We start from the raw sequence: 24679 nt of genomic DNA on the forward strand, positions 1-24679 counted from the left end.
GCCTTGGTCAAGAACTAACTGTGCGGCTTCAAGTTTAAACTCGGGGCTAAATGTTCTTCTACTACGTTTTGTCATTGTGTCACCTGTTAACTTCCGAGGTGATGATATCACCTCTAATCAGGTGGCCAAATTAACTATGCCACTTCATGATGCATCATTTATAGGAACAGGTAATAAAGAAATGTGCAAAATTATGAACGGGATGAATGGCGCAATTGCCCGGTGGTTTGCCCCTAACTACCATTAATTACTTATTCTTTAGCCTGAGCGCTGAGATGATCTTGGCGAATTATCAGAATCAATTCGCCAGGGTAAAAGTGGTCAACCATCTTTAGATGAACTCAAAGAAACCTTAAACAAGGTCAAGTACAATCGTTAGAACGCTTATCACAACGCGTTTAAGGCAGATTCCCAACGTTTGGCATTCTGAGCTCCATGCTGGGTTCAGTGCTTTCGGCACAAAGTTTAGGCTAGTTGGCTGCGTTGCTCACTAATTAACGTAGCTTTATGTTGCTAGGAGTAACTATGTTGAGATTTGAGCGCACAAGCTCGAAACAAGTATCTTATTACTTAAAATGGGTTTGGGCTATGACCATGGACAGGCTCGCCTGTGACTGGATGAGTGAAGTAAATATCACTGGCATGGAGCATTAAGCGCTGTGAGGTATCATTCGCTTCAAGGCTGTTGCTTTGCTCTGGGGTGTTATACAGATCACAACCTAAAATAGGGTGTCCAAATTCAAGGCTATGGATCCGCAATTGATGAGTGCGGCCTGTAATGGGTGTGTATTGCACTAAAGTTCTAGGGGGGTTATCCAAACGACTAATTACCTGATAGTCACTAGTGGCACTTTTCCCTGTATCGTGGCAAATCTTTACTCGGGGGAACAAAGCCTTATCTTTAGCAATAGGGGCAGATATTTGGCCACTGTCAGCTTCAACCCACCCAGTTAACATAGCGAGGTAACGCTTTTGCACTGTCCGTGCTTGAAACTGTTTATTCAGACTCTTAGATGCAGAACTGTTTAGCCCCACCACCATAACACCAGAAGTCCCTAAATCTAGGCGGTGTGGTAATTTAGCATTCTCAAAAGCAGGCGTTGCTTTTATAGTCTGGGTGGCGCCTTGACCATTAACTAAACGATAATGCACTGAATCCCAATTAAGAAGGTTTTTACCCGATAAACTTAACAAACCACTCGGCTTATTAATCAATAAAATATCATCATCTTGATAAAGGATCTCTACCCTAGCCTGACACTTAGGTGCCACAAAATTATCAATGATTTCATTAGTAGAAGAGTCAGATTTAGACATTTAAGTTATCCGATATTTCTCAGTCTCTAAAAATTCGCAACAAGGTTTTGCCCGAAGTGATAGCCATTTAAGAAAAATGGCTAACAGATCACTTTCACACGACCGACATCACCATTTTCTAAGCGGACTTTTATTCCATGAGGATGATTTGGTGACTTCGTTAAAAGGTCTTTTACAATGCCAGAGGTCAGTGTTCCGCTTCGTTGATCTTTTTTAAGGACAATTTTCACTTCTAATCCAGGGTGAATATTGGCTCGATTGGTTCCACTCATTTTCTCTACCTTATTACTCAATGTGTCTTTGATTAAACGCTTCTCAACTCAAGCTACTTCAAGATGCTTGAGTATATAATCGTGTCAGCAACTATCAACTGACACGATGTTTATCGCTTGGTTGATCGGTTAATTGCTGGGTTATGAATTTCTCAACCAAACATCAGATTGACCAAGCCCTTTCTTCTTGCGCTTTTTCTTACCCGTACCTTCTGGTTTTGCCATTGGCTTACTGGCCTCTAGCATCTCTTGGGTAATGGTTTCATCGAGTTCGTACCCTTCTACCTGTTCACGTTCAAGACGAATTTTGTTCTTCTTCTCGATCACTTTGAAATGATGAAAATCTTCATAATCAATCAGTGATAGCGCTAGGCCAACTTCACCGGCACGGCCACTTCGGCCAATGCGATGCATGTAGTCTGACGGGCTTCTTGGCAGATCAAAATTAATCACCACTGGCAATTTTTCGATATCTAGACCACGGGCCGCGATATCAGTTGCAATTAATACATCAATCTCACCCGACTTAAAGGCTTCCAGTATACGGGTACGATAGCCCTGCCCTTTATCACCATGAAACACTTCGGCTTCAATGCCGCGTTTATAAAGTTTGTCGGCTAAGTGCTCACAGCTGTTCTTCGCATTAACGAAAACAAGCGCTTGTCGCCATTGATGCTGTTTGAACAAATGCGCTAGTACCGCAGTTTTCTCGCCTTTATTGACGTTAAAAACACGCTGTACGACGGTGCTGGCATCATCACTTTGTAGCTGGATTTCAACCGGGTCGTTAAGCAGTTCTTGAGTTAGCGTCTGTACTTGCTCAGGGAACGTCGCAGAGAACAACAGCGTCTGCTTTTGTTTCGGCAATTGACCTAACAATTCAGATAGCTCATCCGTAAAGCCAAGGCTTAACATTCGATCGGCTTCATCAAGCACTAAGGTTTTTACCTTATCTAATTTGATCGCATTACTTGAAATTAAGTCGAGTAATCGGCCTGGCGTTGCAACCAAAATATCGGTGCCGCCACGGAGCGCAAGCATTTGGGTATTTGCAGATACCCCACCGAAAACAGCCACCGTTTTAATTGCACCGTTAAAATGTACAGCATAGGACTTAACGCTGTCAGCAACCTGTTTAGCTAGTTCACGCGTTGGCACCAAAATCAGCCCAGTAACATAGTTACCTTTGCTGTCTCTCGAGTGCTCGGCATTTTTTTGAGTAAAAATATCCTGCAACAATGGCAGTGCAAAAGCCGCTGTTTTACCCGAACCTGTATTTGCACCTGCAATTAAGTCACGCCCCGCTAACACACTCGGGATAACTTGCGCTTGAATAGGTGTAGGTTGTTGATATTCAAGCTCTGTTAATCGTGCTAACAAAGGTTGAATTAAAGCAAGTTCAGTGAAGCTGGCTGGCGTTGTGGCAGTAGTCATTGGGGAATAAAGGCTCTAGCAAATATAATGGTGTGCATCTTAGCGTATTTAAGCCCTGTGAAGTAGCACAATGATAAGTCTAATCGTTCAATGGATGAAGTAACTTTCAGATACAAGAAAGGGGCGATTGCTTCGCCCCTATTATGTTTGCTTGGTTATTTATGACCTATAATGTCCGCCATTTTTCACCATCAACGAGTGGAGTACCTCACAGAACACTATAAGCCGTTTAGGTTTCAGAGTGCTCAAACTAATCCGTAGCTCTAATCATATGATTGATTAGTTGGTCGATTTTTTCTAGGCCATATTGATCGCAGAGCTCTTTTCTATAACCCTCATCACCTATCGCCCTTACGATATCTTCATTAGCCGGATCTCCAATAATCGGAGTATGATGTACGTTATCACCTGTATACTGGGATTTGTCAGTCATCTTTTTATCTCCCTTATGTCTTGCATCGAAGTACGGGCTTTTGGAGCATTACCGGATTCACTGTCCGCCCCCTACTCGCTTTCGAGCCTGACCTCGATTGAGTTTACACCGTAAACACTTTCAAGCGTTTTCTGCAAAAGCGACATCTCTATTGTAGCCAAACTTACTGGTATCTTGAGGCTAGAAGCGTATGTGGCTCGTGTGAGATTCGGTGTGCTTTGTTGATTCAGTGAGGCACTCCTTCTTGTTGACGTTACCCATACTCTCTCTGCTCTCAATGTTCAATATTGAAGTCACATTGGTGCTCTTTACTTATTTGTACCTTCCAAATAAGCCTTTCATATTCTCAGCGACTCTAACCTTAAAGCTAAGTTCACCTCTCTCAAAAATGAATTTCTCTAATCCATCGTTTTACACGGTATGAATCCCTACTCTGCCTACATCGAAAGGAAAGCCTCTTCAGGATAGAAGCCCAGTATCTAACCAACGGGATTTATCGTTATGAAAAACTTTAAGATTTGTGTCATTGCGTCGATTGTTGCTATTACGACATCAGCAAACGCGTCTGACGATTCACGCTTAAGTGGTGAGATCTCAATCAATACCGGTTATGCCACGTCAAATTCCAACTTAAACCCTAATGGCGACAAGGTGTTAGGTAGCCTGAATGATCGGGTTTCTCATACCAACAACTACTTTGCGGCACCGCTTGGTAGCGTTCAATATGCACTGGATCGAAACCATATACACCGTGTTTATTTAGGGACATCAAGAGATGACCTGGCTGTCGGCACATTAGCTTTTGAGCTTGGTTATAAATATGACTTTTCTAATGGTACGCAGTTGGATGTAGCCTATCTGCCGACCATTGCTTCAGGCGAGGTTTGGGCAGATCCATACTTGATCGGAGACGAAAGAACAACAACGGACATTGATGGTAACGCATATCGCCTTAAGTTATCTAACATCATGAATACTGGAGCGTCAGTCGACATGGCTTACGCTACTTCAAAGATCGATAACGAACAAATTGCGGAAAATGCCCTGCTTCGTGACGGAGAAACTTTTTATCTGAAAGGTCAGTACCTTTCCATGCTTGATCCTCGCTCAGGGTTAGTAACAACATTTAGCCACACCGATCATAACGCTGATGGCAAAGCTGCTTCTTATAACCAATACAAAGCAGAAATGACCTATTTCCTCCACTCTGCCGCGCATTCATTTGCACTAACAGGTAGCTATGCTAACCGTGATTTTGATGCTGAAAACCCTCTTTTTGGTAAAACGCGTTCCGATGATATGTTCCGCATTTTCTTAGCATACGAGTACAAAGACATTCCAGGCTGGGATAACTGGAGTATCACGTCTTTTGCTGGCAGTACATTAACTACGTCTAATATCGATTTTTATGAAAGCCATGACTTTCTAATGTCGCTGGGCCTCAACTACACCTTCTAACCTCCTCAGCTTACTTAGGCATATAAAGACTTCACTTATGCCTTTCGTTTCGCTCAACCATTTAATCATTCACTGCAAGGACTCGGTGCAAAAATATTACCTCCCCAGATGTCATTGGCTAAAGGACAAGTATTAATGACAGGTAGAATAATAAAGGCTCAACATGATCAAGGCATTTAAACAAGAATACACTCTCCCCATCGGTATTATTGCTATTGCGTTTTTTAAACTCATCGGTAATGGCTTACTAACTGACGGAACGTCCTTAATCCTTTACATCGTCACTACCGGCATTTTGTTCTACGTGGTAATGACCGCGATATTTGCCGTCGTTCGTCACTCGGATGCGCTGGCAATAAAACTCGGCGACCCCTACGGTACCCTTATTCTGACTTTGTCTGTCGTCTTACTTGAAGTCATCATGGTCTCATCCGTCATGCTCACTGGTAATTCTAATCCCGTACTAGCCAGGGACACCATGTTTGCCGTTGTTATGGCCGTTCTTAATGGCTTCGTAGGTATAACCCTTCTGATTGGTGGCATGAAATATCATACCCAAACTTATAACCTTGATGGTATTAAGGCTTACCTTGTCGCCATCATCCCGCTGGCCATGTTGTGCCTAGTTCTGCCAAACTTCACCAGCATGGATGCCTTTGGCAACATGTCTGCGGGTTTAACATGGACTCTGGTTCTTATCTCTATTGCACTTTACGGTGTTTTCTTGTTTGTTCAAACCAGAAGCCATACGCATTTTTTTATTGATGCTGACAATACAAACGATCACGAACATCATGGCCCGCTAGAGAGCAATGCGTTTCATACCATTATGCTCGTTAGTTATTTAGTTGTGGTTATTTTGCTGGCTAAGAGCTTAGCCATTCCAATCGACAACAGTATTACTGAAATGGGAGCTCCGGCTGCATTAGGCGGCCTCGTTGTGGCGCTTATCATCCTAGCACCGGAGGCTGTAGGTGCTGTAAAAGCAGCCATCACTAATCAACTTCAACGTGCCATGAACTTATTCTTTGGATCTGTGCTAGCCACCATCGCACTCACCGTTCCAGCAGTACTGCTGATCTCCGGGGTTATGAACGAACCAATTCGCCTTGGGCTAGAGCCTGCTGAGATGGTACTTCTCGCTGCGACCCTGTTGATGACCAGTGTTAGCTTCAGTAACGGAAGAACTAACTCACTTAATGGTGCTACACACCTCATACTGTTCATTGCTTACATTATTTTGATGTTTGACTAAGCCCTTAAGTTCACATGCTCTGGTTGTGTCAAACATCCAGAGCAATAGCCTGATTCAGCCTAACTAAGGCAGAAATTAACGTTACTTCACTCCCAAACCAAACCGTTAATATCGATTTTTCCCGACCTTTACTTAATTTTCATACTCTCTTCTGGAATAAAAACTATTCTTCATGCCATCCCGATTGTATGTCTTGTGGTAGCATCATCTATGTTACGACTAGGGCTCATTCTTCACATTGGGTGACACTGACCAAGTAGACAAGCATAAATCGATGGAATATCAGGCCATTTAGCATACTCTAAATAAGAAGAAGATAGGCGCTCAAAGAAAAGCAGGGCTCAAATATGAAAGAGATTCACGATTTGGACTTGAACTTACTGAGGTTACTGCAAGCTGTTGTCGAAACGCGCAATACCCATGCCGCAGCAGAAAAACTCGGGATATCACAAACTAGCGTAAGCCGTGGTCTTACTAAGCTAAGAGAAACCTTTGGTGAACAACTCTTTATCCGTAAAGCTCATGGCGTCGAGCCGTCAGAGTTGGCAGAAAAACTAGCGGAAGCTTCAGAGGAGATGCTTAATCCAATCATAAAAGTGGTTGAATCATACCAAAACTTCGAGCCCGACAAGTTCAGTGGCGAAATCACCATAGCGATGAATATTTTTTTCTTAGAACTGTATGGCGATGGTATTTTTAATGCACTTAAAGAAGTGCTGCCTGAGGCGAGCTTTAAGCTAGTCTACTGGCAAGCAGAGTCACTGTCAGATATGCTCAATGGCCAAATTGACTACATGATTCACTTTGCAGCCCTTCCCCTTCCACAGGAGATTTACCAGCACAAACTGCAAGACATAAAGCTCTGTTTGGTCGCTCGTAGAGATCATCCAATCTTATCGAAATCCAGCGACTGGGAAGATATTCACCACCTGCCTATAGCGCGCTTGGTCATTGATGGGGTTAATTCAAAAAGAGCTCCTATCGAGGAGATATATCTATCCAAAGGCTATCAGGCAAATTGTTCACTGGTTACCCATAGCGTTCGCGTGTTGCTCAATAAAATCAAAGATTCCGACGCTATACTCTATGGCAGTAGCTTTATGACGACTCTTGAACCCGAGATTTCGACCTATCCGCTCCCGATACTTCCCAAAAAAATACAGCAGGTACAAATCAATGGTGGTTACTTGCAAACCAAACGAGGCTTTCCACTTTATCAACTGTTACATCAAACAATGCAAAGTTTCTTCGATTGCATTATCCAACCTCAATAGCAATGTGACCAATCATAGTTCTTACGGTGATAATGAATTAACCACTTAGCCTCGTGGCTGATGTTTTCACAGGGTACACAATGCTATCCTTAATCTCATATTTATACTCATAGCTAAAATCTGGGAAAGGATAATTACTTGAGTCATGCCAATGCTGAACCGTTTGGGCTGCCTTCTCCTTCAGTTTCTCGTCCATAGCCGCCAGGTTACCAGCAAACTGATATTGGTTGGAAAAAGCAAGCTGGGCGCCGACAGCTTCTGTCTGCTGCACAATTGAAAACAACACATCTTCCTGTACCGCCATAAACTCCTCATGATCCCGGCATCGAATGTAAGCCACCACATTCACTAACACGGCAAATTCACCGACTCCCATAAAACGAACTCTGACTGGGTCTTCTTCCAGTTTGGGGTGTTGCAGCAAAATACGACGGGTATTAACCAATAATAGTTTTAGCTGATCTTGTGTCAGCTCAGCACGAACCCTGAATACGTGCTCCATACGGCGTTTATCACGACGTTCCAAATTATCTATTTCCATATTGGCAAATTCAGAGTTGGGAATAGTGATCAACGAGCGCTCTAGCGTACGAATGCGCGTGGAACGCAATCCGATGCTCTCAATCGTGCCAAGTTTGTCACCATATTTGCATAACTCACCGATTTTGATACCACCATCAGCATACAGCGTTAGTCCATTAATCACGTTCTCCAGTACAGGACGAATAGCCAACGCTACAGCTAAACCACCGACACCAATACCCGCAAGAATAGGAGAAATTGAAAAACCTATGAATTCAATAATATAAACACCGAGAATAACTATTGTCAGGCCACCAAAAATACGGGCAAGTACGGTGATCAATGACGAGTCTACGTGTTTACCATTATGCTTATTGAAAACGTAAATGGTGGCGAAGTAATTGAACAGCGCCATGATCAACCAGGACACGAAGAAAAACTGCCCAAGTAAAAATGTTGACGAGAGAAATTGATAAACCCCACCGGTTATCCATATCCCATCATCGATAACCTTTCGGGCCAGAAATAGGATCACCACAACACCAATCAAGGAAAGGAGTTTGCCCACTTTCCACTTCATCCCCTTCATCTCCCAACGAGTATTCCAATATTCTCCCAAGAGAAAGCTCAAACGGATAAGTAGATTACAAACAAAGAACACCCCAGCTAGCGCTCCCCATTGCCACAACGGTAACGGACCCATGAGTTGCATGAGTTGAGAGGGTAATGATTGAATAAACTGTTTTGGAAACAACGGCCCCGGATTGACCAAAAACTCTTGATAGTATTCCACTCTATCTTGGTCTCGATAAGGTAGAACCAACATACTTCGATACCAACGAGGCAGTTGTTGCATAGTCCCCGGAGAAAAAAGATACTGTCCTTGCTTGTCATCTACATCGTGCCGAACAATTGCAAGATCAGTATTTGGAATACGCCAACGCTCAACAGACACAAGGCTATCACTTTCTAACGTTGGAGCCTCCCACAGAGCATCTCCTTCCAGCCGATCTAACACTTCTCTGAGCAACAATACCCGCTCCATGACAACCACGGTACGGTTTCGGTTTGGTATTTGAGAAAGGTCCATCGTTCTTATCACCTGCAGATAGGCATGCTGTGCTTGAGGGGCTGCTAACTGTTCATTACGCCAGTATTCGATCAGCACATCAGATGAAGCCAAAAAACTCTTCACCGTCGCCTTCGGGCTGGAAGTATCAGCAAAGACATAGTCGCTTGATGCCAGTGCCGGTAGGCTTGTGGCAAGAAAAACGCACAGCATAATCAAAATTTTGATCATGGGAGAACCACGCTTATTATTCAGGAAGGTAAATGCGAGAAGCCTATAGCAACGTTAATGGCTTGTGCAGTCAATGCACAAGCCATTCATTTTGCTTTGGCAGTAGAAGCAACACATCCTTGTGTCGACCATCAATTAAGATGGGTATCAAAGAACTGACCAATTTCTTTTATTGCATCGTCAGATTCCGGAATATCAGCCAATAAACCCGACATGTAATCACCGTGTGACTGGCCATCGTAAACATGCAAAGCAGTTTCCACATCGGCGCTACGTAGCAAGCGATGCATACGCACAGTGTCACTCAATAACAAGTCACGTGTGCCGGTTAAAAAGACAGTTGGCGGGAAGTCTTCAATGTCAGCATAAACAGGAGAAATCAGTGGATTACTCAATGACTGCTCTCCTGCATATAATTCAAATGTACTTTGAATTAAACCATCACGCTTACCGAGTGGGTCTAACCCTTCCAACACATACCAAGAATCAGACGTCTCTTTTAAATCGACCGCCGGTGTACCTACGTACAATGCACCTGGTAATGGCAACCCTAACTCTTGAAACTTAAGTGTTGTCGCAAGCGTCAGGTTACCACCTGCTGAAGTACCAAAAATGGCTGTAGACTCAGGCTTTTGTGTTTTGAGAAGCTCCTTCCACACTGCCACCGTATCCTCTAACGCGGCAGGAAAAGGGTGAAGGGGCGGCTTACGATAATCGATCGAAATGACTTGCGCACCTAGACCATTTGCCAACCAAGCAGCCTCACGCAGTGCCGATTCTCCCCCTCCAAAGACAAAAGCACCGCCATGAATGTGGATCAACCACTTATCTTTATACTCCGGCGCGATTTTTTTTGGTGAAACAAAGAATGTATCCACACCGGCAAAAATTTTGGCTTCATACGTAACACCTAAACGTTCCAATGCACTTCGTGCAAGCTCAATCCCTGGCTGATCATATTGTTTTTGAAGCGAAATCCAAGCCTCTGTGGATTTCGGAACAGGAATGGTGAGTGATGTTTCTCTATTTTCAATCACATGAGAGAATTCCGCTGATAAACCAACTGGTGTAGGAATAGTACGTTCGTTTAGCGTTGTATTCGCAATAGCCGCGCTAGAAGCGAGTCCAACTAAAATTGCTGGGACTAAATTACGTAAATAGTTTGTCTTCATAATGGTGCCTCAATTTGGATTCAAACAATGCCGTCCTTAGCGCTTGAGAACCATTATTCACCCCCTCGTTTTAAATCACTATGAATTAGAGAAATTCGTTTTTGTTCTCAAATTGAGCCGATAATGAATTTCTCTAATTCATAGTTTAGAGCCAAAAATCAAATAAAATCACCAACATATACTGCAACCATTAACTGGTAAACCAGATGAAAAAATACTTACCTTTGATCGTAATTTTTTCCGCCTACCTAATCATTCTATTCTCCATGGTAAACCGGCTCTTATCTTAAGAGAAGATAAGCTGAAAGCGAACCGTATGATTCGCTTGAATAGGAATATAGTCAACAAACATGGTAATTGATGCCAGATTCATCAACGACGGCTTTCAAGTTCTCAGTTGCAATATCCAATGCCAAGGGCAGTTCATTACTTCTGGTTCCAGCAAGAAACAGGAGATTCTCCATTGTTTGCTCAAAATCAGCAGGTAAGCTTGAACACTGCTTCACCGCCACCTCAACCAAACGCTTTTCACCTGGGTGAGGTATAAGATTTACGGCAAACAAAATATCAAAATAGCTGTCCAGATATGCGGTAAGCCGATGCTGAACGCTGAGATAATCTTGCCGCTTTATCGCCTTGATTATCTGTTGTGGATAAGCAGGAGCCGCATCACAAAGCAGAGGCAAGTTTTTAGCGATCACGGCAGCAGCTAACTCTCGGCTGTAGTCAATGGTATATTTGTCTTGAAGCCTCGTTAATGTGTTATTTCGTTCAAAGAAAACTTTTGAACTCAGCAGGTTAGTCCAAAAACAAGTACTATATCCCACGTTTGACTGATGCTTGAACAACACACGCTCAAGTTCCTTATCCAACCAATCTGTACTTCGATAAATGAGCTCGACCTCAGTTCCAGAGTTGAGCCGGCCATCATCCTCGGTTTCCCAATATTGGTTGTTTATCTCCATTTCACAACAATGGCGTGAGGTTATCTTTTGCCTGACTTCGACCGGAATAGTTTCATTAACGTAGACATAGATATCATAGTCAGAAAGTGAATCGTTCATTTGCGTGCCGTGAGAACCGGCTATTGCTATAGCATCAACTTGTTTTAACCCGGAAAAATCATTTAGCAATGCTAGCAATACATTATCCTTCACTTCTTTCATTTCTTTTTCTCCTCATCTTGGCTTCAGGTCAGAAACAAAATAATCATTATTAATCACTCCAAACGAGTGCCTAATCACAAAGAAGAAAGGTTGGACTTAATTTATGCTTGCGGAGTGTGAGTTGAGTTACAGCTAGAAAGACAAAAGGCAGGTTTTTATCATTTAGCAGTTAATTTAACTACCAAATAATAAAAACCTGCCCTGTTTTATTTGAAGAATGCAGCTGGTATTTATATTTAACTACCAAGCTGCAATCTATTCACGATTAAGCTTGTGGAAGTGTACCTTCGCCGTTAGATACAACCGCGTCGATTTGAACCAGTGCGTCCATCTCGATTTGAGAAACACCCACTACTGTGCGAGCAGGTAGCTCGCCCTGGAAGAAGGTTGTGTACACTTCGTTAATTGCATCGATATCAGCAACATCTTTCATATGGATGTTGATTTTAACGATGTCGTCCATAACGTGGTCAACACTTTCTACGATCGCTTTGATGTTCTTCAGGCATTGTTCTGCCTGCTCTTTCGCACCACCAGCAACAAGTGCATTTGTTGCTACGTCAACTGGAAGCTGAGCGGCAATGTGGTTGTAGTGAGAGAAAGCTACAGTTTGCGTGTGCAGCGGGCTACGTGGTGCTGCATCTGTGTTGTTCGCACGAATGACGATGTTATGACGATCTTCAACTTCTTGCGGTGGTGTGCCGTCACCGTGTGATACAGAAGCATCGATTTGTACTAGTGCGCCCATAGGTAGTGCGTCTGCAGCGATGATAGAACGCGCAGGAACGTAAGCGACTGTACGTGCGATAGATGAATCAGGGAAGAACGTTGAGTAAACTTCGTTTACTGCATCAACGTTTGCCAAGTCTGTTAGGTACAGGTTGATTTTAACGATGTCATCGAAAGGCACATCGATGCTTTCCAGAATCGCTTTCATGTTTCTCAAACACTGAGCTGTTTGCTCTTTCACGCCACCTTCAACAAATTCGCCAGTTTTAGGGTCAACTGGAAGCTGGGCGGAGATGTTGTTGTAGTGAGAGAAAGCCACTGTTTGTGTTGCAAGTGCATTTTGAGGTGCATTCTCAGTGTTGCGAGATAGTTTTACTAGCGGGCAAGGCTCTTGAGGAGCAGTACCTTCACCGTTAGAGATTAGGGCATCCATTTGAACAAGTGCATCGCTCATTGGTAGCGCAGCAACTTGAACCACAGTACGAGTTGGAATTAGGTTATCGAAGAATGTAGCGTAAACTTCATTTACTGCTTCCATATCTGCAATATCTTTTAGGAAGACGTTGATTTTAACAACATCGTCCATAACGTGATCGATACTTTCAACGATTGCTTTAATATTAGTTAAGCACTGTTTTGCTTGTTCTTTTACATCACCAACAACAATCTCACCTGTTTTAGGATCTACAGGTAATTGTGCAGAAAAGTTATTGTAATGAGAAAAAGCAACTGTTTGTGAAGATAGTGTGCTTTGAGGTGCATTTGCAGTGTTTCTAGAAACTTTAATGATACCGCCACTCATGTCGATATTTATCCTTATATGTAGTACAGAGTTAAGAAATTATCTTTATAGATTTTTATTTAATTGAATGATGAAAGCGAAGCCATGTTAAGTGAAATTATCTTGGTTAATTGTGATACATATCAAAATATCATTTTACTAGCACATGAGACTGAACAGGATAAATAGTCACTTTACGAATAAATATCCGCCCTTTTATTAAAAATCTGGGTACAATGACCGTTTTTATGCGAATAATTCGTCAGCCGTGAATATGTTCTCAGCAAATTAAATGCGAATTTTTCATATTTTCATCCAATTCTGATAAGTTGATCACAATAAGTTCACTCAATTTCAAGCATATGCTTTTTTAGAACATCTTTTATGTCGTTAAAAATGCATAAATTCCCTAAATCGACTCTATTAGCTACATTATTAGTGAGAAATGTTAACGAATGAGAAAGGTGCAGCCCTTAGTTTTATGCAACCAGGCGCACCAGCTTGATTATTTTCATGCAAACTTTAGTTCTGTTTAATCAAGTCCAATATTCTTCAGTCCCTACCTTGTTAAACATACGTTATCAGATTGATTTTAATCATAACAATATACGCTGAATGACTTTCCTTTTTTATTGAGCTACTAGATCAGCATTTAATTGGACTATCAAGTAACGCTTCAGAGTATTAACAGCATTATACCGATATCGGGCGCAAAGCTTTCCTCGCTCTCCCGATATCGGCCATATTTCAGTCACTTATCAACTTTCTGATGAACTCCCTATAGGCTCACGCCTCAAGATGTAAGTTGTAATACCCTCAATTCGTTGCACTTTTTCAACAACAGTAAAGCCATAGTGCTCATACATGCCCACATTTTTCTCATTATTAGTATCTGTTGAGCACACTAATTGGTTTTCATCCATATACGAGAGCATTGGCTTCATCAACTCTGATGCCAGGCCTTTTCCCTGACACTCACGAGCAACATATAACAGGTTTAGATAGTAGTCTGACCTACGCTTATTAAGGTCAATTCGCTTTTGTATTTCAGATAAACGTTTGCCGTAAGTGCTGATCTCTTTAATACAACCACATGTGATCATCTTGTAATGACAATAAAGAACCTTAAATGGATTCCTTAACTTTTTAACACCGACACGTTCCCAAATCGCAAGCGCATTATAGCTATCATCCGCTGTGTATATAAACGTCTCACCTTTGCTATTGTAAATAGCAAGTTGACAGATTGATGCAATTGCTTTTTTCCTGGCCTTAATATCTGTTGTAAATAAGGAAAACAATGGATCGCCGATAAAAGCATCGGCCTGTTTTTCATATATAGCCTGATTCAGTTCATATATTCGCTCCATAACTTGCACTTCCTATATCCAGTAAGGTTACGACCATGTACCAACAGCTTCAATAAGACAGGTCTTAATAACTTGTCTTTGTGTCAGTACAGAATTAAATGAAGAAAACTTATTGATATTAAATCATGCCAATAAAGATTAATCTGTTAAATTAGAGCAACATATTGAATTAATTCATATTTAAAGATGAAATAAGAAGCGTGCTTATCATAAAAAGTTGAAGGGTAAACAGATTTGATCGAGGCCAAACTGCCTTACGTAATAGTTATCAGAAGGAAAATATCAATAAGCAGTACTAAGCACATGATGAGGAAGTTGCCGTGGCGCTCAATAAGAAACAACACTTACCTGCCAAGGTATGTGCCACATGTATGAGGCCGTTTTCCTGGCGAAGGAAATGGCAAGCTTGCTGGGATAACGTCAAATACTGCTCAGAACGTTGTCGAAGGCAACGGTTTATCAAACAACGTAAAAGAAACAGCTAAGATAACTGATACAGACAAGAGGCATAGTAATGATAACCGGGCTCTTCTTATTTCAAAACGATCTGCGTCTTCATGATAACCCGGCACTGCAGCTAGCAGCACAAGAAGTGGACCTACTGCTCTGTGTCTACTGCATGCCTACAAGAAAACAGGCACATCAACCTTACACCTTTGCAGAACTGGGTCGGCACCGTCAGCAATTCCTGCTGCAATCACTAAGCTGCCTTAACATTCGACTTAGCCATTACCATCAATACCTGCTTGTATTACCCGATAACCCTCTAAACACATTTCCTGACATTATTAAACATTACAATGTCACAAACCTTTATCGCAGTCAGCACTGTGGCTACTATGAAAATCAAATTTGGTGGCAACTTAAACAACAGTACCCGTACCTCTCATTTACAACAAAAGCCACTCATACGATGTTTGAACAATCAGAACTTCCTTTTGACGTTAGTGAGATCCCTGCAACCTTTTCAAAGTTTCGGAAGCAAGTTGACGAGAAACCTATACAGCCACCTACTCCCACAGTTGACAGGTTGCCTCCCCCACCAATCAACTTTAATCAGCCCGCTTCAATGCCATTCCCATCGACAGAATTAATCAGTGAATTTACAGGCGGTGAAACGGCAGCTCTTCAGCACCTAGAGGCCTATTTTTCTACTGCCTATCCCAGCCAGTATAAATTAACCCGTAATGCACTGGAGGGTTGGGATAAATCCACGAAATTTTCTCCCTGGCTGGCACTTGGCTGCTTGTCGGTACGCACCTTACTTGAGACGTTAAGTCAGTATCAAAACGAAATTGAACAGAACGCTTCTACCGAATGGATTAAATTCGAGCTACTCTGGCGCGAATACTTCCAATGGTACGCCCATTGTCATCAGACGAACCTATTTACATTCAAGGGAATAAAGCCCTACGCACCAACAACCAGTTTTTATTATGAGCGTTTCCGCCGCTGGTGTAGCGGCAATACTCCCTTTCCGATCGTCAATGCCTGTATGAACCAATTGAATCAGACCGGCTTTATGTCAAACCGTGGCCGTCAAATCGTAGCCAGTTGCCTGGTCAATGAATTAAGTATCGACTGGCGCTACGGTGCGACTTACTTCGAACAGCACCTAATAGATTATGACGTGGCATCTAATTGGGGAAACTGGCAATACCTGGCGGGAGTCGGCGCCGATCCCAAAGAACACCGCCACTTTAACCTGCAAAAACAAACCGAGATCTATGATCCCAACCACAACTTTATCCGTAAATGGAGAGGCGATCAGACCGATGGCAACTTAGATACAGTGGACGCAGCAGACTGGCCGATAGGAATTAGTGACGATGAATAAGAACTACAACACGCTCCGGTTAATACTTGGTGATCAACTCAATGCCTCGCACAGTTGGTACCGAGAAAAAGATGAGCAGACTCTTTATCTCGTTGCCGAAATGAAGCAGGAAACAAACTATGTGAAGCACCACATCCAAAAAGTGTGTGCATTTTTCCTCGCAATGGAGCAGTTCGCCAATAAGCTCAAGAATGATGGACACCACATTCTGCACCTTACACTTGATGACACGTGCTCATATCGCTCACTCCCTGACATGATTGCGTCACTCTGCCAGCAGTACGCCATTAAACACGTTGAGTTCCAGCGGCCGGATGAATACCGCCTTTACGAGCAGTTACACAGCCTGAAGCTACCAGAGAACACCTCCCTAAAAGAGTGGGATACTGAGCACTTTCTACTCGGTTATCATGAAATTATGGAGCTGTTCCCGCAGGGTGAGCATATATTGATGGAGCACTTCTATCGCCGCATGCGAAAGCGTTACAACATTTTAATGGCAGAGGGTAAACCCTGCGGAGGAAAGTGGAATTTCGACAAACAAAACCGCAACAAAATTAAACCTGCCGAACTGGCTGATATTCCCGCTCCCTTGATTTTTGCAAACCCGCTCTCTCAGAATTTAAAGCGGTTAGGCCAGCATGGTATTACAACAATAGGCGATTGTGATGCTCTATTACTCTGGCCTGTTAATGAAGCACAGGCCCAAGAGCTACTGGCGTACTTTTGCCGATACTGCCTGCCAAATTTTGGCCGATTCCAGGACGCTATGACCAACCAGACGGAACATCAATGGAGTCTCTACCACTCCCGCCTCTCTTTTTGCCTAAACAGCAAACTTCTCCATCCTATGCAGGTTATCAATGCCGCAATAAATGCGTATAACGACACAGAACGTCAGATAGACATTGCCCAAGTCGAAGGCTTTATTCGTCAGATCCTGGGCTGGCGTGAGTATATCCGCGGGGTCTATTGGGGCAACATGCCGTATTACCGGGAACTCAATGCGCTTAATAGCCATCGCGAACTGCCAGATTTTTTCTGGACCGGAAAGACTCAAATGGCATGTATGAAAGCCGCAATAGGCCAGTCTCTGAATTATGCTTACGCCCACCATATTCAACGCCTAATGGTTACCGGGAATTTTTGCCTTCTAACAGAAATCAATCCTGATGAAGTGGATGCCTGGTATCTGGGCATCTATATCGATGCTATCGAGTGGGTCGAAATGCCGAACACCCGCGGCATGGCCCTTTATGCTGACAACGGTATCGTAGCCACCAAGCCTTATGCAGCCAGCGGTAATTACATCAATAAAATGAGCGATTATTGCAGTGGCTGTCACTATAACGTCAAGCAAAAAACAGGCGAACAATCCTGTCCGTTCAACAGCTTATATTGGCGCTTTATGCATATTCATGAGAAAACTCTGGCAAAAAATCCCCGCATCAGAATGATTTACCGAAGTTGGGATCAGCTCGCCGATGATCAACAACAAAAAGTTCTCGACAGGGCTCAATACTGCCTCGACAACTTGTCTTCCCTGTAATACCGATACACCTTTGGTCATTCCGAATCTTATTGCGCAACTGAGATAATGGGCAACCAAGTTAATATAGATGTTTTATATAAATGCAAATAACCACTTAACAAATCTAATGATTAACTTTGTAACCTGGGTTAAAAAAATAACTACCAACACACACAATCAAAATCATTAATTACTAATAACAATCAGACACTTAGTACAACAACCATTAGTTATCAAAACATAAGACACTGATTTAACGTATGTTTATCTATGACTCGCGATGTCAATGTATTGACTTATTTTCTGTTCATTCTACACACGATTCAGTAATATATAGCAATATCAATAAATAATAATCTAATTCAAATGAAATCTAATCCCCACTTGTTAACACAAGTAAATCAGTTACGGACTGAATTAGCTTCTGTAAACGAAACAAACGAGCTACTTACTAACGAGCTAAATAAAAGTAGCGAACGATTTGTCACTGCGATGCGTGGAGCTAACCAGGCAGTGTGGGATTGGGACCTTGATACTGACGAAGTCTATTATTCCCCTCTCTGGAAATCGATGCTGGGCTATGATGACGACGAATTAGATAACCATTTAGATACCTGGAAGTCACTAGTTCATTCAGATGAACAACAAATAATTCTAGATAAAGCTCAGAACTACCTATCAGGTCAATTAGGTTCATTTGAAGTAGAGATGCGTTTACGTCATAAGAATGGCTACTTCGTTTATATTCGATCTATCGCATTTAGTGTATCAAAGTCTTTTGACTCTAAGCCAAGTCGACTGGTGGGGTATCATGTCGATATCTCAAAGCACAAAAGAGCTGAGCTATTTAATAAAAAACACACTAAGATCCTAGAAATGATCGCCAAAGGCTTCCCTACATCCGATATCTATACCGAAATAGCATTAATGTACGAAGGACTCTTTGTAGGAATGCGCTGTTCAATGCTTGAACTCGAAGGAGACACACTTCTTCATGGTGGTGCTCCAAGCCTACCCCAAGAGTATTGTGACTCAGTACATGGCCTTAAAATCGGCCCCAATATTGGCTCTTGTGGAACTTCTACCTATACGGGAAAAAGAGTTGTTGTTGAGAATATAGAAACGGATCCCAAATGGTCTGCGATTAAACACGTTGCCCTTCCGCATGGTATGCGTTGTTGTTGGTCTGAGCCGATAATAAGTTCAACAGGTAAAGTATTAGGCGCATTTGGTATGTATTATAACCATCCTGCACGACCGACTGAAGACGAGTCAGAGGCTTTAACTTCTGCTGCCATGCTGACCGGCATTGTTATGGAGCGAGATCATAACCAGAAGCGAATACGAGAACTCGCCTATACCGATGAGCTCACTGGGTTTTCAAGTCGAAGTTGCTTATATGCCAACCTTGAATCATTGATAAAACGATCTTCCAGTGAGAAAAGCCAATTTAGTTTGTATTATCTTGATCTTGATAACTTCAAAGATATCAATGATAGTCTGGGACATGATGTTGGTGACAAGCACCTTCAGGAAGTAGCAAGCCGGATAGCCTCTGTTGGCCAGGGAGCGCATTTGTTAGCCCGACTCGGTGGTGATGAATTTTGCATCATTGTCAAAGAGGCTACGAATAAGGACACTGCAGCAAACATTGCTGCTCGTTATCTTGACATAATCGCTAAACCCTCCGACGTCTGTGGCAGAAAATTCACTCAAACATGCAGCATTGGAATCGCATCCTATCCAGAAGATGGGGCAGACCTTCAAAGCTTGCTGAAAGCGGCAGACACAGCTCTTTATACCGCAAAAGATCACGGTAAAAGCCAATATGCATTTTATAGCAAAGTGCTGGCAACAGAAGCTGAGTATCGTTTTAAGGTAGAGCAATATCTGAGAGAAGCCATCGAACAGCACACCTTATCACTTGTTTATCAGACCCAGCATGATTTAGATTCAGGCAAGATCGTGGGGGTTGAAGCATTATCCCGATGGCACCATCCTGAGTTGGGACAGGTATCACCTATTCAGTTCATCTCTATCGCTGAACGAATAGGCATGATAAAGCAGCTTACTGAACAAGTACTAATAACGGCATGTACACAATTAGTTGCGTGGAAGAAGCAAGGGTTGCCTTCTATACGCATGGCTATCAATATTTCCCCTATTCATTTTCTTGATCCGGATTTTATTCCATTGATTAAGCGGGTCATTGCTGAAACAGGAATAGTAGCATCTGATTTAGAATTAGAAGTTACGGAAACTGTCGTCCAAACACATCAAAAAAACCTATCTGTATTTCAGGAACTGAAGACACTAGGAGTATCATTGTCAATCGATGATTTTGGCACAGGGTATTCGTCATTCGCTTCACTCAAACACCTTACCGTCGATTGCCTTAAAATTGACAAGTACTTCATTGATGACTTACTTACCGATAAAAAGACACAGCTATTAGTTGGCTCAATGATAGAAATGGCGCACAACTTGGGCTGTAACGTAGTGGCCGAAGGAATCGAAAAACCAGAGCAAGTTAATGAACTAAAAAAACTTGGGTGCGATATGGCTCAAGGTTACCTATTCAGCCAACCTACCCATCCGGAAGGAATTTCCACAATCTTTAATGCCAAGATGGAACTAAGCTAAGCTTGTTTTTGGGATGTATCCGCCGAGAACACATCCCTTACCCTTGGTCTGAACTATCTGAAAAAAGGCTCCCTCAGCAACCTAACATGATACAACTGACGACTTTCAACCACTCTAATCATATATAGGTGATTTATTGCTCTAGCAGGCTAAAAGTTGGCTTTTTTTAAAGCACCCAACGCTTTGCCGGTTCTAATTTTCATGCATCAACTGTAAAGTACATTCATTGATAACTCCCGCCTCTATACAAGATGTAACACAGCAAGATATAGCCGAGTAAAGTACCTTCTGGCTATCCGTCCTATGCTGTACTCAAGGGGTGGGTATACAAACAAGCAAAGTGATAATCATATGAAATTTGATGAAAGCGTGATTGACAACCTTGAAGAACTCGAGACCTTTCTTCGATTGGTAGAAAGTGGCGGATTGGGCCTGAAGAATGCCGCCGGTGTCGCTCTGGCAACTAACAATGCTGACGGCCGCCATTTCGTTGCCGTCCTTGATGACAAGCATCAACTGCTTCTCGGACGCTGGGTGACTGAAGAAGTATACGAAAACGGTAAGGACCTTGTTCGTAACGGCCCTAATAAGAAGCTGCACTAAAAGCTTGTAGCTTACTTAGCCTTTTCTGACAAAAACGCGAACTATTGGTTCGCGTTTTTGTTATTTAATTTCAACCCTTATTGGTAACCGACATATCTTTATCCATAAAAATTAGGGTCCTGCCATTAGACTCATCAGTCTTGAAAGTTTTATAACCCATCTTTTCATAAATATGTTTTCCTCGAGCATTCTCTTCAAACACATCAAGCCAAACTCGACTCGCTTTTAGGCGAGTAGCCACAAATTGCTCCATTAACTTCATTGCTTTCTGGCCAATTCCCAGCCCCTTTTGCGATACAACAATACGTCTAAATTCGGCACTGTTACTGTTTTCATCAACCACAAGAATGATAAATCCTGCAATCTCATTTGCATTTTTAATCGTTAGGTAATGGGTATCTTCTTTCGAGTACTCGACTAGATGCTTCTCAGGCGTATTAGGAATGATATAGCTTGCGTTGTCAGCAAGCTGCTCCATTTCCGCAAATTGGTTTAGCTCCGTTTCTAAAGATGAGGATAGCTGGACCATTACTCTTTCCTTGTTTACATTCATGCGTGACCAAGCAGTCTGAAGTTCCAATTTTCAACCTTTCTCGTTTCCAACCGAAGCTCGACTTTACTCATCCAGCTTTGCGATAATCGATCTTGTTGTAGGAGCTTATTCAACCCTTCCTGGTTCAATGGGTCACCAAAATAATACTCGCAGACTTCTCGCACTGACATTGCACTCTCGACACGTTCTACCAGTACTAATGGCTCTTTCAGGTTCACTTTACCCGGGCGAATAACACGGTAGAGCCAGCCACAACGGCTAATGTCTTGCATCTCTACCGCAAATTCTTCCACGCCCCAACGTTTGCTGAGTTTGAAACACGGCGAGCGCGGCTGACTGACCTCAATAAGGGCTTCTCCCCATTGATAACGGTCACCTATACATACTGTCTCTTCGGTCATCCCTTCCGAGCTAATATTTTCCCCCATTCCCGGAGCTTGCCATTCAGATTCAGATTGGTATTTATTTCTCCAGTAACGATAGTGCTCCGCCGGATACTGGTGGAGAGCGCGCTCAGCACCACCGTGATGTTTGTGGTCTGCACACTCATCCCCTTCCAGCCCTTGCTCAGAAAGATAGATATCTATTTCTACCGCACTCTTATCAATGGCCGTTTTCATGCCATACCGACTGGCCACCTTGCCACAATATACACCGCTCAGTGGATACACCTGTGTCATACCAACGTCCTTCTGTTCTTATTTTCGCAATAGGCTATCATCAGCCTATCTAAAAAGTCGCCTAAAATCTTATTCATACGGCTACTAGGCATATCACCTTTAAACTGCTGTTACCGAAAGATAAGCGGTTAAACTGATTTTTGAGACGTTGACCGACACTCCTGAGTTGGATTGTTCGTTATTAAAGTGGGGGGATATGTGTGGAGGTACCACACCACAACAGTTTCGAACTAGGTTATGAAGCGTTTAGACGCTCAATTATTTGAGGCTTTTTTACTGCTTCGAACAGCGATAGTTTAGCAGACCAGTCGAAATCACAATAAAGAGCCAATTCATCCTGATTCATAGGCCCTTTTGTCTGCAACTTTTTATCGCCTTCCGTTTGATGATGATAAATAACCTCACCGGACTCACAATAAGCCTGAGCATATATGCGCGGCAGATCTTTATTGAAAGTAAGCCTAGTGAGAATATATTCCTTCAACTGCAATTCTTGAGCTTCCTCACGCACAACGGGCATCACCATTGTTACGGAATGAAGAACAGGCCGATACCAACTCATTGGCAATGACCATTCCTCTTCAACATATGAATAGTTTACTGCCCGCATCCACGGCCTTTTTTCTACTTGAGCCAAAGCATACTTTTCAAATAGATACCCCGGATAGCTCATATTGACTAATGCAACTGTAAGAATAGAAATAAGCCAGACAGGTCCTAACCAGGAATCCGAAGTAAGCATATCTTTTAAAAAGCCGCGAGGAAGAAAAGATGCCATCAGCATCCCTAACAAAAGGACACCCATGCCTCCTACGGTAGCAATGAGCAGCAAATCTAAGGAATCTGCCGTTCCGAGCATATACATGATCCATCCCACTGCATCATACTCAGATCTAAAGAAGCTGTACGCACCCAATACACCGGAAAATAGATAAAAGAAAACCGTCAACCTATCACTGAAGTTAACCCCCGGCTTAAGAAAGCCAAGTAAAAACTTAATTAAAATGGTTAGTCCCAAAGCAGTTAGGAGTATGCCAAGGCCACTTCCAGTCATCCAATTTATCACTGTTGTCAGGACATCATATTGCGAAATACTAATATTGAAAGCGATCAGAATAGAGCAGGCCAAGATAAAGACAGTAGATGACAGTTTTCCATCTTGCTTAATCCCAAGTTTCAATTGATAAATTAAAACATTAACCAAAGAAACAACCCCCAGGGCGGTTATCAATACACCAAAGGGAGCTGTAAGCAACCAATTAATTACCGATTGTACCGTTTCCATTCACTCTCTCTTACTTTCATAAAAATGCGGTCGTGAATGTTAACGATATCAATAAGATGTTTCAATATTTTTACTAGCTTAATTAATAACTTGAGTGGTATGAGTGATGTTTCTCGACATCACTCATCAACATTAATTGCTACTTAGCCAATTGCGACCGAAAAATTCCTGTCGACAATATCGGTTCTTAAATGTTTAATGGTCAAATATTCATCCGAGTTCAGGCAAGTTTTCAAATGCTGCATTGAGGGAAATTTAACCAGTGACAGCTTGGCATCTGAACCTAACCAATTACCTTCCAACACATCGACACTTTGATCCGAAGTTCCTGCCACCAAAACCTCAGCGCCATGAGCCTTGAATATTGGCATTGCAGCCTGAGCATAATCAGCCAGAGAAGCGTGCTCTTGTGGTAATTCAATTGATGCCACTAAATAGGCAGGTTTATGCTGACTCATATTGCCCCCCCAACTGCATCAAATACGATCCCTTTGTATTGGCCATCAAGACTGGCCTGATAATATGTAGCGACATCCTTTGCTGGTATTCCAGTACTGCTATCGATACCCCAAAGCTCCATCGTTTCTTTTACCATGCCAGGGCTCACCGCATTGATTCGCTTGCCATCTTTTAGCTCCAAGGCTGCAGTTGCGACAAAGGCGTTAATTGCTGCCACTCCCATGGTAATTGCAGTGGTGCCCGGCATCGGATGATTAGCTGCCTGACCCGACGTAAGCGTTATCGAGCCCCCTTCATTTAGATAATCAAGCCCCTGGCGAACCACGTTAACCTGGCCCATCACCTTGTTGTTTAGCACCTCAAGGAAAGCAGATTCAGGCATTTCATCCAAACTCCCCATTTGCCCATTACCCGCCATGCTGATAATGGCATCGACCTTTCCAACCTTTTCAAACAGAGACTGGATGGACTCCTTACTTTCAATATCAACCGTATAATCACCCTGGCTGTGTCCTACAGCAATAACTTGGTGATCTTGCTGTAGATGGCTAACAACCGCTTTACCGATAACACCGTTCGCACCAATTGCTAAAATTTTCATCACT

Annotated in this window: 23 protein-coding genes and 1 pseudogene; 10 read left to right on the forward strand and 14 right to left on the reverse strand. The window is 42.7% G+C overall.

Going from position 1 to position 24679, the window contains the following annotated elements; all coding sequences use genetic code 11:
- Positions 1–247: hypothetical protein (locus EIZ48_RS30070; RefSeq protein ID WP_369127462.1), on the forward strand; the 247-nt coding region annotated here is incomplete at its 5' end.
- Positions 248–570: 323 nt separating this feature from the next.
- On the opposite strand, the gene EIZ48_RS10135 is transcribed toward EIZ48_RS30070, so the two are convergent.
- From EIZ48_RS10135 to EIZ48_RS10150, 4 genes are all read right to left on the reverse strand, one after another.
- Complete coding sequence (locus tag EIZ48_RS10135; RefSeq protein WP_160650617.1) at positions 571–1317, reverse strand: RluA family pseudouridine synthase; 747 nt, start codon at positions 1315–1317, stop codon at positions 571–573.
- Positions 1318–1397: 80 nt separating this feature from the next.
- A complete protein-coding gene (locus EIZ48_RS10140) occupies positions 1398–1589 on the reverse strand; it encodes a YwbE family protein (RefSeq protein WP_160650618.1) in 192 nt (63 codons plus the stop codon).
- 141 nt (positions 1590–1730) lie between these two features.
- Positions 1731–3023 (reverse strand): DEAD/DEAH box helicase, encoded by a 1293-nt coding sequence (locus tag EIZ48_RS10145; RefSeq protein ID WP_160650619.1) that lies wholly within the window; start codon positions 3021–3023, stop codon positions 1731–1733.
- Between the two features lie 250 nt (positions 3024–3273).
- The gene (locus tag EIZ48_RS10150) at positions 3274–3456 is read right to left on the reverse strand and encodes a hypothetical protein (RefSeq protein WP_160650621.1); all 183 of its coding nucleotides are present in this window, start codon (positions 3454–3456) and stop codon (positions 3274–3276) included.
- A gap of 501 nt (positions 3457–3957) precedes the next feature.
- Here EIZ48_RS10150 and EIZ48_RS10155 point away from each other — a divergent pair.
- The 3 genes from EIZ48_RS10155 to EIZ48_RS10165 all read left to right on the forward strand — a co-directional run bounded on the left by EIZ48_RS10155 (position 3958) and on the right by EIZ48_RS10165 (position 7443).
- Positions 3958–4914 carry a DUF2860 family protein gene (locus EIZ48_RS10155; protein ID WP_160650622.1) on the forward strand — a complete coding sequence of 319 codons (957 nt, stop codon included), beginning with the start codon at positions 3958–3960 and terminating at the stop codon, positions 4912–4914.
- Between the two features lie 163 nt (positions 4915–5077).
- The gene (locus tag EIZ48_RS10160) at positions 5078–6169 is read left to right on the forward strand and encodes a calcium:cation antiporter (protein ID WP_160650623.1); all 1092 of its coding nucleotides are present in this window, start codon (positions 5078–5080) and stop codon (positions 6167–6169) included.
- Positions 6170–6516: 347 nt separating this feature from the next.
- On the forward strand, positions 6517–7443 hold the full coding sequence (locus EIZ48_RS10165) for a LysR family transcriptional regulator (RefSeq protein ID WP_160650624.1): 927 nt from the start codon (positions 6517–6519) through the stop codon (positions 7441–7443).
- A gap of 37 nt (positions 7444–7480) precedes the next feature.
- Here the strand turns inward: EIZ48_RS10165 and EIZ48_RS10170 are convergent, their stop codons facing one another.
- The 5 genes from EIZ48_RS10170 to EIZ48_RS10190 form a co-directional block, all read right to left on the reverse strand.
- On the reverse strand, positions 7481–9265 hold the full coding sequence (locus EIZ48_RS10170) for a mechanosensitive ion channel family protein (protein ID WP_160650626.1): 1785 nt from the start codon (positions 9263–9265) through the stop codon (positions 7481–7483).
- A 131-nt stretch (positions 9266–9396) separates the two neighbouring features.
- Positions 9397–10437 (reverse strand): alpha/beta hydrolase, encoded by a 1041-nt coding sequence (locus EIZ48_RS10175; RefSeq protein WP_160650627.1) that lies wholly within the window; start codon positions 10435–10437, stop codon positions 9397–9399.
- Positions 10438–10778: 341 nt separating this feature from the next.
- Positions 10779–11603 (reverse strand): DUF4037 domain-containing protein, encoded by an 825-nt coding sequence (locus tag EIZ48_RS10180; protein ID WP_160650628.1) that lies wholly within the window; start codon positions 11601–11603, stop codon positions 10779–10781.
- A gap of 265 nt (positions 11604–11868) precedes the next feature.
- A complete protein-coding gene (locus EIZ48_RS10185) occupies positions 11869–13134 on the reverse strand; it encodes a RidA family protein (protein WP_160650629.1) in 1266 nt (421 codons plus the stop codon).
- 737 nt (positions 13135–13871) lie between these two features.
- Positions 13872–14483, reverse strand: a complete 612-nt coding sequence (locus EIZ48_RS10190) for a GNAT family N-acetyltransferase (protein WP_160650630.1) — start codon at positions 14481–14483, stop codon at positions 13872–13874.
- 320 nt (positions 14484–14803) lie between these two features.
- Between EIZ48_RS10190 and EIZ48_RS10195 the strand changes: the two genes are divergently transcribed.
- The 5 genes from EIZ48_RS10195 to EIZ48_RS10215 all read left to right on the forward strand — a co-directional run bounded on the left by EIZ48_RS10195 (position 14804) and on the right by EIZ48_RS10215 (position 21097).
- Entirely contained in the window at positions 14804–14968 is a 165-nt protein-coding gene (locus EIZ48_RS10195) for a DUF2256 domain-containing protein (protein WP_160650631.1), read from the forward strand.
- A 29-nt stretch (positions 14969–14997) separates the two neighbouring features.
- A complete protein-coding gene (locus tag EIZ48_RS10200; RefSeq protein WP_160650632.1) occupies positions 14998–16320 on the forward strand; it encodes a DASH family cryptochrome in 1323 nt (440 codons plus the stop codon).
- Positions 16313–17869, forward strand: coding sequence for a cryptochrome/photolyase family protein (locus tag EIZ48_RS10205; RefSeq protein ID WP_160650633.1), 1557 nt, complete (start codon positions 16313–16315; stop codon positions 17867–17869). Before EIZ48_RS10200 ends, EIZ48_RS10205 begins: the two co-directional genes overlap by 8 nt.
- Positions 17870–18217: 348 nt before the next feature.
- Entirely contained in the window at positions 18218–20494 is a 2277-nt protein-coding gene (locus EIZ48_RS10210; protein WP_160650634.1) for a bifunctional diguanylate cyclase/phosphodiesterase, read from the forward strand.
- Positions 20495–20845: 351 nt separating this feature from the next.
- Complete coding sequence (locus tag EIZ48_RS10215) at positions 20846–21097, forward strand: hypothetical protein (protein ID WP_160650635.1); 252 nt, start codon at positions 20846–20848, stop codon at positions 21095–21097.
- A gap of 70 nt (positions 21098–21167) precedes the next feature.
- On the opposite strand, the gene EIZ48_RS10220 is transcribed toward EIZ48_RS10215, so the two are convergent.
- Both EIZ48_RS10220 and EIZ48_RS10225 read right to left on the reverse strand, forming a co-directional pair.
- Complete coding sequence (locus EIZ48_RS10220; protein ID WP_160650636.1) at positions 21168–21626, reverse strand: GNAT family N-acetyltransferase; 459 nt, start codon at positions 21624–21626, stop codon at positions 21168–21170.
- A 20-nt stretch (positions 21627–21646) separates the two neighbouring features.
- On the reverse strand, positions 21647–22330 hold the full coding sequence (locus EIZ48_RS10225) for an MOSC domain-containing protein (protein ID WP_160650637.1): 684 nt from the start codon (positions 22328–22330) through the stop codon (positions 21647–21649).
- 95 nt (positions 22331–22425) lie between these two features.
- Between EIZ48_RS10225 and EIZ48_RS30680 the strand changes: the two are divergent.
- Positions 22426–22541 (forward strand): annotated as a pseudogene (locus EIZ48_RS30680) (AraC family transcriptional regulator); the annotation flags it as partial.
- A 24-nt stretch (positions 22542–22565) separates the two neighbouring features.
- On the opposite strand, the gene EIZ48_RS10230 reads toward EIZ48_RS30680, so the two are convergent.
- From EIZ48_RS10230 to EIZ48_RS10240, 3 genes are all read right to left on the reverse strand, one after another.
- On the reverse strand, positions 22566–23615 hold the full coding sequence (locus EIZ48_RS10230) for a hypothetical protein (RefSeq protein ID WP_160650638.1): 1050 nt from the start codon (positions 23613–23615) through the stop codon (positions 22566–22568).
- A 143-nt stretch (positions 23616–23758) separates the two neighbouring features.
- Complete coding sequence (locus EIZ48_RS10235; protein WP_160650640.1) at positions 23759–24073, reverse strand: DUF1330 domain-containing protein; 315 nt, start codon at positions 24071–24073, stop codon at positions 23759–23761.
- Positions 24070–24675 (reverse strand): short chain dehydrogenase, encoded by a 606-nt coding sequence (locus EIZ48_RS10240; RefSeq protein WP_160650642.1) that lies wholly within the window; start codon positions 24673–24675, stop codon positions 24070–24072. The genes EIZ48_RS10235 and EIZ48_RS10240 overlap by 4 nt, the downstream gene beginning before the upstream one ends.
- Between the last annotated feature and the right edge of the window lie 4 nt (positions 24676–24679).

Source organism: Photobacterium alginatilyticum, assembly GCF_009910675.1.
GTDB classification, from domain to species: domain Bacteria; phylum Pseudomonadota; class Gammaproteobacteria; order Enterobacterales; family Vibrionaceae; genus Photobacterium; species Photobacterium alginatilyticum.

Bases quoted from the DNA above. Each gene is read 5' to 3' on its own strand.
- EIZ48_RS10135 (WP_160650617.1), bottom strand. From the start codon at position 1,317: ATGTCTAAATCTGACTCTTCTACTAATGAAATCATTGATAATTTTGTG.
- EIZ48_RS10140 (WP_160650618.1), bottom strand. From the start codon at position 1,589: ATGAGTGGAACCAATCGAGCCAATATTCACCCTGGATTAGAAGTGAAA.
- EIZ48_RS10145 (WP_160650619.1), bottom strand. From the start codon at position 3,023: ATGACTACTGCCACAACGCCAGCCAGCTTCACTGAACTTGCTTTAATT.
- EIZ48_RS10150 (WP_160650621.1), bottom strand. From the start codon at position 3,456: ATGACTGACAAATCCCAGTATACAGGTGATAACGTACATCATACTCCG.
- EIZ48_RS10155 (WP_160650622.1), top strand. From the start codon at position 3,958: ATGAAAAACTTTAAGATTTGTGTCATTGCGTCGATTGTTGCTATTACG.
- EIZ48_RS10160 (WP_160650623.1), top strand. From the start codon at position 5,078: ATGATCAAGGCATTTAAACAAGAATACACTCTCCCCATCGGTATTATT.
- EIZ48_RS10165 (WP_160650624.1), top strand. From the start codon at position 6,517: ATGAAAGAGATTCACGATTTGGACTTGAACTTACTGAGGTTACTGCAA.
- EIZ48_RS10170 (WP_160650626.1), bottom strand. From the start codon at position 9,265: ATGATCAAAATTTTGATTATGCTGTGCGTTTTTCTTGCCACAAGCCTA.
- EIZ48_RS10175 (WP_160650627.1), bottom strand. From the start codon at position 10,437: ATGAAGACAAACTATTTACGTAATTTAGTCCCAGCAATTTTAGTTGGA.
- EIZ48_RS10180 (WP_160650628.1), bottom strand. From the start codon at position 11,603: ATGAAAGAAGTGAAGGATAATGTATTGCTAGCATTGCTAAATGATTTT.
- EIZ48_RS10185 (WP_160650629.1), bottom strand. From the start codon at position 13,134: ATGAGTGGCGGTATCATTAAAGTTTCTAGAAACACTGCAAATGCACCT.
- EIZ48_RS10190 (WP_160650630.1), bottom strand. From the start codon at position 14,483: ATGGAGCGAATATATGAACTGAATCAGGCTATATATGAAAAACAGGCC.
- EIZ48_RS10200 (WP_160650632.1), top strand. From the start codon at position 14,998: ATGATAACCGGGCTCTTCTTATTTCAAAACGATCTGCGTCTTCATGAT.
- EIZ48_RS10205 (WP_160650633.1), top strand. From the start codon at position 16,313: ATGAATAAGAACTACAACACGCTCCGGTTAATACTTGGTGATCAACTC.
- EIZ48_RS10210 (WP_160650634.1), top strand. From the start codon at position 18,218: ATGAAATCTAATCCCCACTTGTTAACACAAGTAAATCAGTTACGGACT.
- EIZ48_RS10215 (WP_160650635.1), top strand. From the start codon at position 20,846: ATGAAATTTGATGAAAGCGTGATTGACAACCTTGAAGAACTCGAGACC.
- EIZ48_RS10220 (WP_160650636.1), bottom strand. From the start codon at position 21,626: ATGGTCCAGCTATCCTCATCTTTAGAAACGGAGCTAAACCAATTTGCG.
- EIZ48_RS10225 (WP_160650637.1), bottom strand. From the start codon at position 22,330: ATGACACAGGTGTATCCACTGAGCGGTGTATATTGTGGCAAGGTGGCC.
- EIZ48_RS10230 (WP_160650638.1), bottom strand. From the start codon at position 23,615: ATGGAAACGGTACAATCGGTAATTAATTGGTTGCTTACAGCTCCCTTT.
- EIZ48_RS10235 (WP_160650640.1), bottom strand. From the start codon at position 24,073: ATGAGTCAGCATAAACCTGCCTATTTAGTGGCATCAATTGAATTACCA.
- EIZ48_RS10240 (WP_160650642.1), bottom strand. From the start codon at position 24,675: ATGAAAATTTTAGCAATTGGTGCGAACGGTGTTATCGGTAAAGCGGTT.